Origin of the sequence: Bradyrhizobium hipponense (assembly GCF_008123965.1) — a bacterium.
Classification (GTDB): domain Bacteria; phylum Pseudomonadota; class Alphaproteobacteria; order Rhizobiales; family Xanthobacteraceae; genus Bradyrhizobium; species Bradyrhizobium hipponense.
Window position 1 is genome coordinate 53,576 of the sequence record NZ_VSTH01000055.1, and the last position, 14,117, is coordinate 67,692.

General features: G+C 63.3%; 13 protein-coding genes and 1 tRNA gene. 9 read left to right on the forward strand and 5 right to left on the reverse strand.

Features of this window, described 5'->3' with window-relative positions; all coding sequences use genetic code 11:
• The first annotated feature begins 348 nt into the window (after positions 1 to 348).
• The 4 genes from FXV83_RS17815 to FXV83_RS17830 are packed head-to-tail and all read left to right on the forward strand — an operon-like array spanning position 349 to position 4,492.
• Positions 349 to 1,410 (forward strand): efflux RND transporter periplasmic adaptor subunit, encoded by a 1,062-nt coding sequence (locus FXV83_RS17815; RefSeq protein WP_148740704.1) that lies wholly within the window; start codon positions 349 to 351, stop codon positions 1,408 to 1,410.
• A 51-nt stretch (positions 1,411 to 1,461) separates the two neighbouring features.
• Positions 1,462 to 2,142, forward strand: a complete 681-nt coding sequence (locus FXV83_RS17820) for an ABC transporter ATP-binding protein (RefSeq protein WP_148740740.1) — start codon at positions 1,462 to 1,464, stop codon at positions 2,140 to 2,142.
• Positions 2,139 to 3,299: an ABC transporter permease gene (locus FXV83_RS17825; protein WP_148740705.1), complete on the forward strand. Its 1,161-nt coding sequence runs from the start codon at positions 2,139 to 2,141 to the stop codon at positions 3,297 to 3,299. Before FXV83_RS17820 ends, FXV83_RS17825 begins: the two co-directional genes overlap by 4 nt.
• A 2-nt stretch (positions 3,300 to 3,301) precedes the next feature.
• Positions 3,302 to 4,492 (forward strand): ABC transporter permease, encoded by a 1,191-nt coding sequence (locus FXV83_RS17830; RefSeq protein ID WP_148740706.1) that lies wholly within the window; start codon positions 3,302 to 3,304, stop codon positions 4,490 to 4,492.
• 166 nt (positions 4,493 to 4,658) lie between these two features.
• Here the strand turns inward: FXV83_RS17830 and hisN are convergent, their stop codons facing one another.
• Both hisN and FXV83_RS17840 read right to left on the reverse strand, forming a co-directional pair.
• Positions 4,659 to 5,441, reverse strand: a complete 783-nt coding sequence (gene hisN / locus FXV83_RS17835) for a histidinol-phosphatase (protein WP_148740707.1) — start codon at positions 5,439 to 5,441, stop codon at positions 4,659 to 4,661.
• Between the two features lie 544 nt (positions 5,442 to 5,985).
• Positions 5,986 to 6,876 (reverse strand): N-formylglutamate amidohydrolase, encoded by an 891-nt coding sequence (locus tag FXV83_RS17840; protein ID WP_148740708.1) that lies wholly within the window; start codon positions 6,874 to 6,876, stop codon positions 5,986 to 5,988.
• 348 nt (positions 6,877 to 7,224) lie between these two features.
• Between FXV83_RS17840 and cpdR the strand changes: the two genes are divergently transcribed.
• The 5 genes from cpdR to FXV83_RS17865 all read left to right on the forward strand — a co-directional run bounded on the left by cpdR (position 7,225) and on the right by FXV83_RS17865 (position 9,273).
• The gene (gene cpdR, locus FXV83_RS17845; protein ID WP_007597092.1) at positions 7,225 to 7,584 is read left to right on the forward strand and encodes a cell cycle two-component system response regulator CpdR; all 360 of its coding nucleotides are present in this window, start codon (positions 7,225 to 7,227) and stop codon (positions 7,582 to 7,584) included.
• A 73-nt stretch (positions 7,585 to 7,657) separates the two neighbouring features.
• A tRNA-Val gene (locus tag FXV83_RS17850) sits at positions 7,658 to 7,732 on the forward strand.
• Positions 7,733 to 7,866: 134 nt separating this feature from the next.
• Positions 7,867 to 8,082, forward strand: coding sequence for a hypervirulence associated TUDOR domain-containing protein (locus FXV83_RS17855; protein ID WP_148740709.1), 216 nt, complete (start codon positions 7,867 to 7,869; stop codon positions 8,080 to 8,082).
• Between the two features lie 34 nt (positions 8,083 to 8,116).
• Positions 8,117 to 8,653 (forward strand): DUF488 domain-containing protein, encoded by a 537-nt coding sequence (locus tag FXV83_RS17860; RefSeq protein ID WP_148740710.1) that lies wholly within the window; start codon positions 8,117 to 8,119, stop codon positions 8,651 to 8,653.
• Positions 8,654 to 8,799: 146 nt separating this feature from the next.
• Positions 8,800 to 9,273, forward strand: a complete 474-nt coding sequence (locus tag FXV83_RS17865; protein WP_148740711.1) for an L-2-amino-thiazoline-4-carboxylic acid hydrolase — start codon at positions 8,800 to 8,802, stop codon at positions 9,271 to 9,273.
• A 443-nt stretch (positions 9,274 to 9,716) separates the two neighbouring features.
• Here the strand turns inward: FXV83_RS17865 and FXV83_RS17875 are convergent, their stop codons facing one another.
• From FXV83_RS17875 to FXV83_RS17890, 3 genes are all read right to left on the reverse strand, one after another.
• Complete coding sequence (locus tag FXV83_RS17875; protein ID WP_148740713.1) at positions 9,717 to 10,808, reverse strand: enolase C-terminal domain-like protein; 1,092 nt, start codon at positions 10,806 to 10,808, stop codon at positions 9,717 to 9,719.
• Between the two features lie 470 nt (positions 10,809 to 11,278).
• Complete coding sequence (locus FXV83_RS17885; RefSeq protein ID WP_148740715.1) at positions 11,279 to 12,502, reverse strand: ABC transporter substrate-binding protein; 1,224 nt, start codon at positions 12,500 to 12,502, stop codon at positions 11,279 to 11,281.
• A 569-nt stretch (positions 12,503 to 13,071) separates the two neighbouring features.
• Positions 13,072 to 14,001, reverse strand: a complete 930-nt coding sequence (locus FXV83_RS17890; protein ID WP_148740716.1) for an alpha/beta hydrolase — start codon at positions 13,999 to 14,001, stop codon at positions 13,072 to 13,074.
• Positions 14,002 to 14,117 lie beyond the last annotated feature (116 nt).

Below are 14,117 nucleotides of genomic sequence, written 5' to 3' on the forward strand. Positions count from 1 at the left end.
GAGGTTGTGCCGAGTTTTGAGCGGTTTTCGGAAGCCGGCGGGCGTTCAGGCGAAGGATTCGCGCGTGGCCACAACTGGCAACATGGAGTACAACGCCTGCTAGTTTCAGGAATTGCCTCTGTCGCTGTTAAGCTTTAAATTTCCTGCAACTCGCCTTGTCGAAAACGGGCGCCGCCCGGCGCTCGCGAGAGCCGAATGTGGATTGCAACCGACGGGGCCCGCCTTACCGAACTTGAGGCCTGCCCTTATTAATGGCGAGACAAGTAATCCGGCCGTGAGCAAGACCGACAGCGCGAGAGACGATGCCGCCCGCGCAAGCTGCAGCGAAGAACCGGATGGAAACGAACGATGACCGACGACAAGACCAAATTGCTGAGATCGCTGACGATCGATCGCAGCGCTAACAAGGCGGAGCGATCGAGTAGCCGCCGGTTGCCAATCTCGGCGGCGATCGTCGCCTGCGTCGTCGCATTCGCCGCCTTTGCCGCTTTCGAATTTCGCAGACAATATCCGCCGAAGGAGACCGCATCGCAGATCGCATCCGCCCCGCAGTCCGAGACGCCACAGCCCGAACGAACTACAACGAATAACAAGGCGGCGGGCAGTCTGGCGGCCTCCGGCTATGTGGTGGCGCGCCGCAAGGCAACCGTTGCCGCCGAGATCACCGGAAAAGTGGTCGAGGTCTTCATCGACGAAGGCATGACGGTGAACGACGGTCAGATCGTCGCGCGCCTCGATAGCGTGCTTGCCGAAAAGGATTATGAGCTGGCCCGCTCGCGGGTCGAGACGGCAGATGCCGCGGTGGCCGCGATCACCGCGGATCTGGAGGATGCGACCCGGATCATGTCGCGGGTCCAAACACTGTCGCAAAAGAATTTCGCCACCGAGGCCGATCTGACCAAGGCACAGGCCCGGGTCGGCGTGCTCAGCGCGCAATTGCGCCAGGCCAAGTCGCAATTCGAGACCGCCACGATCGACGCCAAGCGCAGCGGCTCGATGCTTGACAAGCATCAAATTCGAGCGCCGTTCGCCGGCGTTGTCATCGACCGTAGCGCACAGCCGGGCGAGATGATTTCGCCGATGTCAGTCGGCGGCTATACCCGCACCGGTATCTGCACCATCGTCGACATGGATTCGATCGAAATCGAGGTCGACGTCAATGAAGCCTTCATCGGCCGGGTCGTCCCCGGTGGCGCCGTGAGCGCGATGCTGGATGCCTATCCGGACTGGACCATTCCGGCCTCGGTGATCGCGATCGTGCCGACGGCGAACCGCGAGAAGGCCACGGTGAAGGTCCGCATCCGCTTCGACAAGAAGGACCCGCGCATCCTGCCCGACATGGCGGTCAAAGTGAATTTCCTCGTGGAGGCCAAGGGAAAGGGCGCCGCTGAAGCCACCGCCGCGAACTAACCCCAAGCTGGATTCCTTGAGAAGGAGACGAGCGTGACAGCCGAGCATCCGATGATTCGCCTGACCGGCGTAGCTAAACGTTTCACCAAGGGAAAGGAGACGATCTCGATCTTCGATCATCTCGACCTCGGGATCCCCCGCGGCGACTTCATTGCCGTCATGGGGCCATCCGGTTCAGGCAAGACCACGCTGCTCAACCTGCTGGGCGGCATCGACCGCGCAGACGCCGGCGAGATCGCGGTTGCCGACCAGCGCATCGATGGGCTTTCCGAGGGCGAACTTGCCACCTGGCGCGCCGCCAATATCGGCTTCATCTTCCAGTTCTACAATCTGATGCCGATGCTGACTGCGGCGCAGAATGTCGAACTGCCACTGTTGCTCACCAGGTTGAACCGCAAAGAGCGCGCCGAGCGCGTTCACACCGCTCTTTCCGTGGTCGGCCTCGCCGATCGCACCAAGCACCGTCCGCGCGAAATGTCGGGCGGCCAGCAGCAGCGCGTGGCGATTGCGCGCGCCATTGTCTCCGATCCGAACCTCTTGCTATGCGACGAACCGACCGGCGATCTCGACCGGCAGTCCGCCGACGAGATCCTTTCGATCCTGCAACTGCTCAATGGCGAACTCGGCAAGACCATCGTGATGGTGACGCACGATCCTGCCGCGGCAAACTATGCCAAGCGCGTCCTGCATCTCGACAAGGGCCGTTTCGTCGAACGGGAGCTGGCCGCGTGAACGATTTCGACCTGGTCCGGAAAAACCTGTTTCGCCGCAAATTGCGCGCCAGCCTGATGATCGTGTCGATCCTGATCGCCTTCATGATCTTCGGTGTGCTCGCCGGATTTTACCGCGCCTTTACCGCCGGCGAGGATCGCGCCGCGGCGGACCGGATGATTACCGTCAACAAGATCAACTTCACCCAGCCGATGCCGATCGCCTACTTCAATCGCGTCCGTGCGGTAGAGGGCGTGCGGCAGGTGACCTTCGCCAACTGGTTCGGCGGCTATTATCAGGACCCGAAGAACTTCATCATGGCGCTCGCGATCGAGCCGAATACCTACTTCGACGTCTACCGCAGCGAATTCGAGGTTCCACCCGAACAGCTTCAGGCCTTCATGCGGGACCGCGGTAGCGCGGTGGTCGGCGAAAAGCTGGCGCAGAAGTGGGGTTGGAAGATCGGCGATCGCATTCCACTTAACAGCAACATCTTCAGCCAGAAGAGCGGCGGCCACACCTGGGATCTCGCCATTGCCGGCATCGTCAAGGGCAAGGCCGAGCACATCGACACTAACTTCCTCCTGTTCCAGTACGCCTATTTCGATGAGACCCGCAGTTTCGGCAAGGACACCATCGGCTGGATGATCCTTCAGACCACCTCGCCCGAAAACAACGATCGGGTGGCTAAGGCAATCGACGCGATGTTCGCCAATTCCACCGCCGAGACCTCGACCGATACCGAAAAGGCGTTCGGCAAGGCTTTCGCGGCCCAGTTCGGCAACATCGCGCTGATCGTGTTGCTGGTGGTCGGCGCCGCCTTCGTCACCATCCTAATGATCGTCGGCAACACGATGGCGCTGTCGATCCGGGAGCGCACGCGCGAGATCGGCGTACTGAAGACCCTCGGCTTTTCTGGCCCGCGCATCCTCGCGATGGTGCTCGGCGAGTCCGTGCTGCTGGCGCTGCTCGGCGGCATTCCCGGACTGGCGATTGCGGGGCTTATTGCGATGGCGCTCCGCAACAGCCTCGCCAACGTCGCGCCCGCTTTTTCGGTATCGCCAACGATCGCGCTGCAAGGATTGGCACTGATGATCGCGCTTGGACTGATCACCGGAATCATTCCGGCGCTCAACGCCATGCGGCTCAAGATTGCAACCGCGCTCGGACGGGGGTAGGTATGCGTTCGCTTTGGCTTCAAGTCGCGGCGGTTACCGCCATCAATCTCAAGAGCATTGGACAGCGGCGCTGGCTCTCCCTCTCGACCGTGATCGCGATCGCCCTGGTGGTGATCGTGCTGCTCGCGTTCCTGGCGATGGCCAACGGCTTCCAGCGCACCATCGCGGGGTCCGGGGCCGACGACATCGCCATCGTGCTGCGGGCCGGCTCGCAGGCCGAGATCAACAGCACGGTGAGCCGCGACCAGGTGCGGCTGATCGAGGACGGTCCCGGCATCGCCCGCGGTAGCGACGGCAAGCCCCTGATATCGCCGGAACTCTATCTCGTGGTCGACGGCATCAAGCGTTCGACCAAGACCAAGGCGAACCTTCCGCTGCGCGGAATCGGTGAACAGGGGACGACCTTACGCAAGGACATTGCCATCACCGCAGGCCGCATGTTCAACCGAGGCAGCAATGAGGTCGTGGTCGGCAAGGCATTGTTGCGCGAGTTCGAGGGATTCGACGTCGGCTCCACCGTGTCGTTCGGCGCCTCGCGCTGGAACGTCGTCGGCGTGTTCGAGGCCGGGGGCAGCGTGTTCGAATCCGAGATATGGGCCGACCTTAATGTGGTGCAGAGCCTGTTCAACCGGAACAACGTCGTGCAAACCGTGCGCGCGCGCCTCACCGGGCCGGCCGCACTCAACGAGCTCAAGAGCTACAGCGACAACGAACCGCGGCTGAAGCTCGATGTCAAATCCGAAGCAGCCTACTTCGCCGAGCAGGCCTCCCAGACCTCCGACCTGATTCAGAAGCTCGGCTGGCCGCTGGCGATCGCGATGGCCCTGGGCGCGGTCGCCGGCGCGCTTAACACGATGTATTCGTCGGTCGCAGCCCGCGCGACAGAGATCGCAACGCTGCGCGCTATCGGCTTCGGCGGCTTCCCCGCCTTTGTCGGCACGCTCGCCGAGTCGCTTTTGCTCGCCGTTATCGGCGGCCTGCTGGGCGCCGCCGCGACCTATCTGATTTTTGACGGCGTCACGGCGTCTACCCTTGGCGGCAACTTTACGCAGGTGGTGTTCGACTTCAAGCTTAGTCCCTGGCTGATCGCCGAGGGCGTCGCGCTTGCACTGATCGTGGGCCTGATCGGTGGATTGTTTCCGGCTGTCCGGGCCGCTCGATTGCCGATCGTCGAAGGCTTATACGCGCGCTGAGCTGGCCCTCATCGCTCGCGCCCGCAGTGAAGAGCTTTCGCGACTTCACGTGGCGCCTTGCGCGTGGCCTTTGCGACCGCGTTCTGGGCGGATGCGAGCGCCGGAAACAGAAACGGGATCGCGAGGAGGCGCTTGCGCCAGTTTTTCATCAAGCCCCTCGCATCGCTTATCCGCCCAGCAGTTTCATTGCTTCTTCGTGGACCCGCGCGTCACCGGCGGCGATGATGCGGCCGCCGCCCTGGGCCGGCTTGCCCTCCCAGGTGGTGACGACGCCGCCGGCGCCGGTCACGATCGGGATCAGCGCTGCGATGTCATACGGCTTCAGCTCGGTCTCGACCACGAGATCGACGTGGCCGGCGGCCAGCATGCAATAGGAGTAGCAATCGCCGCCATAGCGCGACAGCCGCGCGCCCTGCTCGATGCGGCCGAAGATGGCGCGATCGTGCTCGTTCATCAGCAGCGGGCTGGTGGTGTAGGTCGTGGCCTCGCTGAGCGAGGCACAGCGGCGGACCTGGAGCCGGCGCTCGCCGGAGGGACCTTTATAATGGGCCGAGCCGTTGTCGCCGGAAAAGCGCTCGCCGATGAAGGGCTGGTGCATCATGCCGTACACCGGCGCCCCCTTGTGCAGGAGCGCGATCAGCGTGCCCCAGATCGGGAAGCCGCCGATGAAGGACTTGGTGCCATCGATGGGATCGAGCACCCAGACATACTCCGAATCCTCGCGCTCGCTGCCGAATTCCTCGCCGACGATGCCGTGCTGGGGGAAGTTGGCCTTGATCAGCCGCCGCATCACCGCTTCAGCGGCACGGTCGGCCTCCGTCACGGGATCGAAATCCTTGGTTTTGCTCTTGTCGTCGATCGACAGCGAGGTGCGGAAGAACGGCAGGATGGTTTCGCCGGACGCAGTGGCGAGCCGTCCGATGAAGGCGGAGAAGTCGATCACCGTCACGGCGTCTCCTCAAAGCGAAAGTCGGGTGAAGCTTCGCATCTGCCTACCTCAATTCGCCTGTGACGGGCAGCGCTGTCTTGATTTGCTCCCTGGTATTTTGGATGCCACACCATGTTGCCTCAGCGAGCCATGGCTTGGCCAAATATCGATCATTAAGTTGAATGCTTAGTTCCGGGCTTGCCTCATTCGTATGCAAATGACAATCAACCCATTGAATTTCCTTATCAAAGGAACTGAATCTGGGTTTCTCTGGAAGCAACCGAGCCATGTGTGTTTTGCATGGGAAACGGCTCAAAAGCCCTTGCACTTTGTGCGGCGCGGCCGCATATTGTTGCGGTGCGGTAGCGCTCTGCGTTACCGCTGCCCTCCTTGGGCGTTTCCTCCCTAGACTTGGGCCGCTTGTTCATAACAAGCGGCCCTTTTTTCTTGGGGCCTTCGTCTTCACTTCAAGCGCGCGAAAACGCAAAGCGAAGATTCCGCGCTCGATCCGCTTGGGCTTGCTGCTGTGTCCGGTCGCGATGTGATCGCGCGGCGAAGCTTGCGCCTATTCGGCCGCGGCCTGGAACGGGCCGAGATCGCCAAACGGGATCGTCGTCGCCAGCACGTCGGCAAGCACCGCGAAATCGGACGCGACCTGAGCGAAGCGCGGGCTGCGCTCGCGCCGCCGCTCGTCCATGTAGATCGCACGGTTCAGCTCGAGCTGGACGGCATGCAGGCCGCTGGCCGGATTGCCGTAGTGCTCGGTAATGAAGCCGCCGGCGTAGGGCTTGTTGCGGCCGATCGAATAGCCGAGCCCGCTCATGGTTTCCTCGACCCGGTCCGGCAACAGCGGCGTGCAGCTCGTGCCATAGCGGTCGCCGATCACGATATCGGGCCGGCGCGGCTCGTCACGGGAGACGCCGACCGAGGGCATCGAGTGGCAGTCGACCAGCACCACGGTGCCGAACATCTGGTGCACCTTGTTGATCAGACGGCGCAGCGCGCGGTGGTAGGGCTTGTAGAGCGTCTCGATCCGCGCCAGCGCATCGTCGACCATGATGCGCTCGCGATAGATCTCCTGGCCGTCGCCGACCACGCGCGGGATGGTGCCGAGCCCGCCCGCCACCCGCATCGAGCGGGTATTGGCGAAGCTCGGCAGGCGGCCCGAGAACATCCGTGGGTCGAGCTCATAGGGCTCGCGATTGACGTCGACATAGGAGCGGGGAAAGTTGACCCGCACGGTCGGAAAGCCGCGGTCGCTGAGATGGCCGATCAGCTCGTCCATGAAGGAATCTTCCGACCGCCGCAGCGTCGGCAGGTCGATCCGCGAGGTCGTGAGGAATTCGTCCGGGTAGCTCGAGCCGGAATGGGGCGAGTTGAAGATGACCGGCGCGCGCCATTGCGCGGGCTCCACGATCTCGAAGGCTGGCGACGCTTCGCCGTCAAACCGGGTCATCTTCTCAGGCTTCGTCCCTTCGCGCCGCAAGATCCGGAAAGATCCGGCAAGATCCGGATCGAATCGATTCGGCCGGTCGAGCGGCTCTTATGTGTCCTCATTGTCCGGAATCGCAACCGCTCTGCCAAGCGAAAAGATGCGATCGGCACTGGAACGTATCTTAACCCTGCGGGGATGGAGGAGGGTGTCTCCGAGCCGCTCGATTGCTTCCGGCCGCATTCGGGTTCACAAGGGGCGCTCGCACAGCTCGCCAAGGGTTTCGCTGAGGTTAAAGATTTTCACCCGAAATTTACCCTCTGTCGGGCTTAGTGACCGCTGCTGATGCCTTGGGGATTCAACGTTCCTGCCATGCCAAAAATCCTGCTCGCCGAAGACGACAACGACATGCGCCGTTTCCTGGTCAAGGCGCTGGAAAACGCCGGTTTTCAGGTCTCGTCCCATGACAATGGCATGGCCGCCTATCAGCGGTTGCGGGAAGAGCCGTTCGAGATGCTCCTGACCGACATCGTGATGCCGGAGATGGACGGCATCGAGCTCGCCCGCCGGGCCTCGGAACTCGATCCCGACATCAAGATCATGTTCATCACCGGCTTTGCCGCGGTGGCGCTGAACTCGGATTCGGACGCCCCCAAGAACGCCAAGGTGCTGTCCAAACCCGTGCACCTGCGCGAATTGGTGAGCGAAGTGAACAAGATGCTGGCCGCCTAAATCCGCCTGTTCCGTCCTTGCGCCGGCTCTCCTGAGCCGTTATAGGGACCCCACCCGATCTAGACGATTTCTAGGGCACGTAGCTCAGCGGGAGAGCACTACCTTGACATGGTAGGGGTCACAGGTTCGATCCCTGTCGTGCCCACCACGCTTCGCCTTCGGCTTCGCGTGGCGCAGCCAAGACCATCGGGCGAAGCGTGTCCGGCGTAGCTCGTAGAGCGTAGACGGACTGGCGCGTCTTGCTCACTGGAACAGCCCGATGCCGTCCGGCATTGGTTCGCCATGCCGAAAACCTTCAAGAGCGGCGATCACGTCAGCTGGAATTCCGAGGCCGGCCGGGTGCGCGGCCATATCCTGCGCGTGCACACCAAAGACGTCGAGTACAAGGGCTACGTCCACCATGCCAGCCCGGACGATCCGCAATACGAGATCAAAAGCGACAAGACCGATCACGTCGCCTTGCATAAGGGCCGTACGCTGCGCTTGCTGCGGAACTGACGGGCCGCGGGCAATCTGACAGATGGGGCGTCTCATGGCTCATCCATTCTTCACGATCGGCCACGCCACACGTCCGATCGGTGAATTCATTGCACTGTTGCAGGGCGCCTCCGTTACGTTTGTCGCCGACATTCGCGCGGTGCCCCGCTCGCGCACCAATCCCCAATACAACCGCGAGACCCTGCCGCAAACACTTGCGGCCGTTTCGATCGGCTATGAGCATATCGCCTCGCTCGGCGGCCTGCGCAGCCGCAAGCGCGAGGTGTCACGCGAGACCAACGCATTCTGGCAGAACGACAGCTTTCACAACTACGCCGACCACGCCATGGGCGAGAGCTTTCGCGAGGGGCTCGCGCATCTGCGCGAACTCGGGCAGGCGCAGCGATGCGCCATCATGTGCGCCGAGACGCTATGGTGGCGATGCCACCGGCGTATCATCACCGATTACCTGCTCGCCGCCGGCGAGAGCGTGTTTCACATTATGGGACCCGGGAAAATCGAGCAGGCCGCGATGAATGCGGCGGCGCAGATCCAGGCTGACGGCCGTTTGAGCTATCCGGCGGAAGGTTAGCCACTCGCACTCGGCGGGCTCATGCTTGTCGTAGGTCCGTAGCCCGGTTGGAGCGCAGCGAAATCCGGGATCTGTCCCGCGGGTCTTTCCCGGATTGCGCTGTGCTCCTTCCGGGCTACAATCACATCCCAGACGCGAGGCCGCTCATGGGTGTTTCCGTCCTCGAACAGGCCAGAATCCAGGCGCAAGTTCTGGTGCCCTTGGTCAAGGCGCTCCAGGCCGAACTCGGCGAGGCGCGCGCGAACGCGCTGGTACGAAAGGCGCTCGGCGATCTTTATCGCGGTTTCGGCGAGGAATTCTGGAAGGCGAAGAACGAGGCCAATCTCGGCAAGGCCGTTTCGTCCGCCTTCAAGACCTATGCCCGCGACGACGCGCTCGCCTATGACGTGATCGAGCAATCCCATGACGCCTTCGACTTCAACGTCACGCGATGCGCCTACGCCGAATTCTACAAGGCCCTCGGCGAGCCCGAGCTCGGCTTTCTCCTGGTCTGCACCGCGGACTTTGCGACGGCGGATGGGTTCGGTCCCGACGTCGAACTCACACGGACGCAGACCATCATGCAAGGCGCCGATCATTGCGATTTCCGCTACCGGCGCAATCCGGGCGCGGCGCAATGAAGGGGGCGGGCGATGCGGGCAATCTCTCTTGCGTCGGCGATTTCGGCGCTGATCGCCTTGCCAGCTCACGCAACGATGATTGACTGGCCGGCCGAAGTCGCGCACTGCCGCGCGCTCCGCGAAAACATCGCGCCCCTGCTCCAGGCCGGCCAAGGAATATCCGCGGTCGGGCGCTCCAGCGTCGCAGCCCGCCGCTGCGTCTGGATCGAGCGCAGGGCATCGCGCAAGAAAATTCCAGGCGCGGAGCCGCGATAGGCCGGCGGACTGCCGCGCAATCAACCGCACGCTCCATCATTGCGAGCGCAGCGAAGCAATCCAGACTGTTGTCGCGGAAAGATTCTGGATTGCTTCGCTGCGCTCGCAATCACGATGTGGCGGATGTTGCGCACACGATCTCTCCGCCGTCGCCAGGACGACGTCGGTGTTCGAGGCGTTAGGCGTAGTTAGCTCACCAGATACTTCGTCACCGCCGCCTCGTCCCACGCAATCCCGTTGCCGGGCTCCTCGCTCGGCAGCGCGAACCCGTCCTCGATGGTCAGGCGCGTCGCCAGCACCGCGTCGGCCCAGTCGACGTATTCCAGCCAATGCGCGGTCGGCGTTACGCACAGCAGATGCGCGCTGACTTCCGAGAACAGATGCGTCGACATCTCGACGCCGGCGGCATGTGCCAGTGAGGCCGCGCGCAGCCAGCCGGTGACGCCGCCGATGCGCTGCACGTCGGGCATCACGAAGTCACAGGCTTCCGCTGACAGCGCGGACTGCATCGAAAAGGCGCTGTCAAAGTTCTCGCCGATCTGGACTGGCGTGCGCAGCGCGTCCGCGATGCGAGCGCAGCCGGCATAGTCGTCGTGGCGGATCGGCTCCTCGATCCAGGTCAGGCCTTCGTCGTCGAGCATCTCGCCGCGGCGGATCGCCTCGGTCACCGTCAGCGCCTGATTGTAGTCGCACATCAGCGTGACCTGGTCGCCGACGGCCTTTCGCACCGCGCGCACGACCGCGAGATCCTCCCGCGCATCGGGCCGGCCGACGCGGATCTTTGCGGCGTGGAAGCCTTCGGCCAGCAGCTTGTGCGCTTCGTCGACGGCAGCGCTTGCCGGCATGATGCCGAGCCCTTTCGAATTGTAGGCCTTGACCGGCTTCGGTGCGCCGCCGAGCAGGCGCGCCAGCGGCAGGCCTTTGCTGCGCGCCAGCGCATCCCACGCCGCCACGTCGATGCCGGATTGCGCCAGCCGCTGCAGGCCGGCCAGCCCAAGCAGCGTGAAGCGCTGGGTCAGTTTGCGTTCGAGCTCGAACGGCAGCAGCTCGTCGCCGGCAAGCAGCTCCGACATTTCCGTGACCATCGCCGTCAGCGGCTTCAGGGCCGAGGGCGTGATCGAGAACAGATAGGCATGCCCTCGCACGCCCTGGTCGGTCTCGCAATCGATCAGCACCAGCGGCGCCTTGGCGACCGCGCCGGTCGAGGTCTTGAGCGGCAGGTTCATCGGCACGATCACGGGGCGCGCATGGAAGCGCTTGATGCGGATGGTCTCGGTCATGTGGAGGATCTCCCGGCGGAGCGAATGCAGATCGCTGCCGATCTTAAACGATCGCGATGAAACGAAAAGGCGCCGCCGATCTCAATTCGGTCATATCAAGTGTGCGCAGCGCGGGTACGCTCGCTGCTGGAAAGCGCGCTGGCCTCGCTGAAGCCGGCGTGAGGGCACGCAGACTTGCGCTCTTTCCGATTGAGAGTGTGCCGTGTGGCACCTCCTCCCCGACAAGGGGAAATCGCATGCGAGCATTCACAAGAGGTCGTCATGCCCGGGCTTGTCCCGGGCATCCACGTTCTTCGTGCCGCGTGGCAAGACGTGGATGGCCGGGTCAAGCCCGGCCACGACGCTGTGGAAACTTCTGCGTTCAAACTTCCAGGTCATATACGGTCACCCCCTTGTGGGGAGGGCTGGGGAGGGGTAGCCCGGCCAAAGGTGCGCGTATGACCGTCGTATCGCCCGCAACGGGATGCGTCTCATCGTGCCGCGCCTTCCGTAAAGGCGGTCTCGATCACCTCGCCGAACGGCTGCCAGGACCGGCCGTCGAACTGGACGAGCCGCATCTGCCTGATCGGGAGATAGCTGTTCGGCGTGGTGTTCATCTTGATGTTGGGCAACGCAACGGAGGGCTGATAACCCTTAAGCGAAGCCGCCTGACGCATGATGTTCTCGCGCGATAGATCGTCGCCGCATTGCTTCAGCACCTGCGTCAGCGATTCGGCGGCGGCGTAGCCATAGAGCGCGGCGCTGTTGTTCGTACTCTCGACGTGATGATACTTGTCCATGAAGGCGAACCAGTCCTTCATGGCAGGATCGTCTTTCCATGCGGGATCGCTCGGATCCTTCAAAAAGGCCGCCGAGATCACACCGGCCGAATTCTCCAGGCCTGCGGGCGCCATCGCATTGGCGATCGAGGCGGAGGCGTCGCTCACAATGAAGACTGGACGCCATTTGAGTGACGCCGCCAGCCTGATCACCTTGGACGCCGTCGAGGGCACGCCGAGAAAGACGAAAATATCGGCGCCTGAACGCTTGAGGATCGAGACGTGCCCTTCGAGATGCTCATCGGCAATGTCAAAGGCGATGTCGACGAGGACGAGACGGTTCAGGTCGCCAAGGCCTTCCTGGATGCCCCTGTAGAGCATGCGGCCGAACTGGTCGTTCTGCCAGAGCACCACGATCTTCTTCCGCGGATAATATGCCTGGATGTAGTTGGCGTAGATGCGCCCCTCCGACCGGAACGATGGCTGCCAGCCCATGGTCCAGGGAAACGCCTTGGCCTGGCTCAACTCCTCGTCGCCGGAGGCGACGAAAAGCTGCGGGATTTTCTTTTCGTTCAGATACCAGCGCGTGGCGAGATTGCCGGGCGTGCCGAACGATCCGAACATCAAATGCACGTCGTCCTGCTCGACCAGATTTCGGGTCAGCTCCAGCGCCGTCGTCGGGTCGGAATTGTCGTCGCGCGAGATGAAACGGACCTTGCGGCCGTTGATGCCGCCCCGATCGTTGATCATGTCGAAATAGGCGGCCTCCGCCTGGCCGATCGCGCCGAATTCCGAAAGCGGTCCCGAATACGGCACGACATTGCCGATGCGGATTTCGCTGTCGGTCGCGGATTGTTCTGCGTGTTGCTGGGACATCGCCCCCAGCGCCGCGAACGCGAAGATCAGAACGAACAGCAGTCTGCCGGTGACGCGCATGCTCGACACCTTGACGTTGGTCCCCGGAGAGGTCGGCTCGATCTGCCCCAGGGTGAGTTGATCTACGTCAAGCGTTTGTCAAAGCTGTGGCTGGGCGGCCGGATTCAACCCTTGCGTCCTCTTGAGGCGAAACGGCAGTCGTGCTGACTCGCTCACTCAAGCCTGCGCGAGGCAGATAAAGCTTGAGCTGATTGAGCCCCCGTTGTTGCCACGAGGAAGGTCTGCCCCCTCTCCCGCTTCCGGGGAGGGCAATCGCATATCACGTGAGAACTTGGGGCGACCAAGCTTCCCCAGCGTCATGGCCGGGCTTGTCCCGGCCATCCACGCCTTGCTCCGAAGCACAAAGAACGTGGATGCCCGGGACGAGCCCGGGCATGACGACCTCTTGTGAATGTCCATGTGCGATTGCCCTGCGCTTGCGGGGGAGGCTGGGGTGGGGGGCCTCCGCAATGGAACAGTCCCTGGGTGGAGAGAACCCTCACCCGGCGCTTCGCGCCGACCTCTCCCGCAAGCGGGAGAGGTTGAGGCCTGGGCTCTATCTGTTTAACCCCACTAACGTCACGTCGCCGCTACGGCAGCCCGCGCGCCTCGAGCTGGTGCACCAGCAGCAGTGTCGGTTCGGCGAGGCTGTCGCCGGAGCCATCCAAACCAAACGCGGCGGCGATGCCGTCGCGGCTGCGCAGGATCGTGCTGCGCGGGCAGTGGCCGGCGCCGCACAGCGTCTTCTTCAGGGTCTCGCCCTGCGCCACGAGGTTTGCGGGATCGCCCGCGGCCCAAGCCAGCACGATCGGCGCGTCGACGTTGAGGATGCCGGGAAAGACCGACCGCTTGTCATACTGGCTGGCATCCGTGCCAAAATAGGCCTTCTCGCTGTCGCTGGCGTTCTTGCCGACCCGGTAGATTCCGGACACCAGCACGACCGCGGCGACATCGGCGTGGTCGGCCTGGAGCTCGGGATGCGCCAGCAGGCTCGCGACATGGAAGGCCCCGGCGCCATAGCCGACCGCGACGATCTCGCGGGCGTCGCCGTTGAACAGGTCGATATTGCCGTGGACCCAGGACAGCGCCGCCCCAACGTCGGTCGCACCCATCGGCCAGGTCGCCGCAGGGGCCTGCCGATAGTTCACGCGCACCCCGATCATGTCGTTGCGCGCGGCAAAGCACATCGCGGCGTCCTGGATGTCGCGGGACAGCTCCGGCGCGGTCCGGTCCCCGGTGAAGGTGTCGCCGGCCACGAACAGCAGCACCGGCCGCGGCGTCTGCGCCTTGGTCGTGCTGGCGGCAACATCGAGCACATTGGCCTCGCTCTCGCCGTAGCGCAGGCCGCGCGAGAAGGTGACCTGGTCGCACAGCCGCGCGGTGCCGCCGGCGATCGTATCGGAGTCGGTGAGGCCCACACGGACGATATCGGAGGGCGCCGTCAGCGGCGCCGGCATGGGGCCGTGCGCGGACGCCGCTGTCGCAGTCAGAATCAGGAAAAATGCGAGATAATGCTTCATGTTGATGCCGGCCTTGCGTGCCCGATATGGGCTCGCTCGTTTGGCCTGTCTTTTCAATTCGCCTTATTAGTTGGTTCGTCTTGCGGCTATTTCGCGGCACCGTTGGCTCGCCCGCC

Bases quoted from the DNA above. Each gene is read 5' to 3' on its own strand.
- FXV83_RS17815 (WP_148740704.1), top strand. From the start codon at position 349: ATGACCGACGACAAGACCAAATTGCTGAGATCGCTGACGATCGATCGC.
- FXV83_RS17820 (WP_148740740.1), top strand. From the start codon at position 1,462: ATGATTCGCCTGACCGGCGTAGCTAAACGTTTCACCAAGGGAAAGGAG.
- FXV83_RS17830 (WP_148740706.1), top strand. From the start codon at position 3,302: ATGCGTTCGCTTTGGCTTCAAGTCGCGGCGGTTACCGCCATCAATCTC.
- FXV83_RS17840 (WP_148740708.1), bottom strand. From the start codon at position 6,876: ATGACCCGGTTTGACGGCGAAGCGTCGCCAGCCTTCGAGATCGTGGAG.
- cpdR (WP_007597092.1), top strand. From the start codon at position 7,225: ATGCCAAAAATCCTGCTCGCCGAAGACGACAACGACATGCGCCGTTTC.
- FXV83_RS17855 (WP_148740709.1), top strand. From the start codon at position 7,867: ATGCCGAAAACCTTCAAGAGCGGCGATCACGTCAGCTGGAATTCCGAG.
- FXV83_RS17860 (WP_148740710.1), top strand. From the start codon at position 8,117: ATGGCTCATCCATTCTTCACGATCGGCCACGCCACACGTCCGATCGGT.
- FXV83_RS17865 (WP_148740711.1), top strand. From the start codon at position 8,800: ATGGGTGTTTCCGTCCTCGAACAGGCCAGAATCCAGGCGCAAGTTCTG.
- FXV83_RS17875 (WP_148740713.1), bottom strand. From the start codon at position 10,808: ATGACCGAGACCATCCGCATCAAGCGCTTCCATGCGCGCCCCGTGATC.
- FXV83_RS17885 (WP_148740715.1), bottom strand. From the start codon at position 12,502: ATGCGCGTCACCGGCAGACTGCTGTTCGTTCTGATCTTCGCGTTCGCG.
- FXV83_RS17890 (WP_148740716.1), bottom strand. From the start codon at position 14,001: ATGAAGCATTATCTCGCATTTTTCCTGATTCTGACTGCGACAGCGGCG.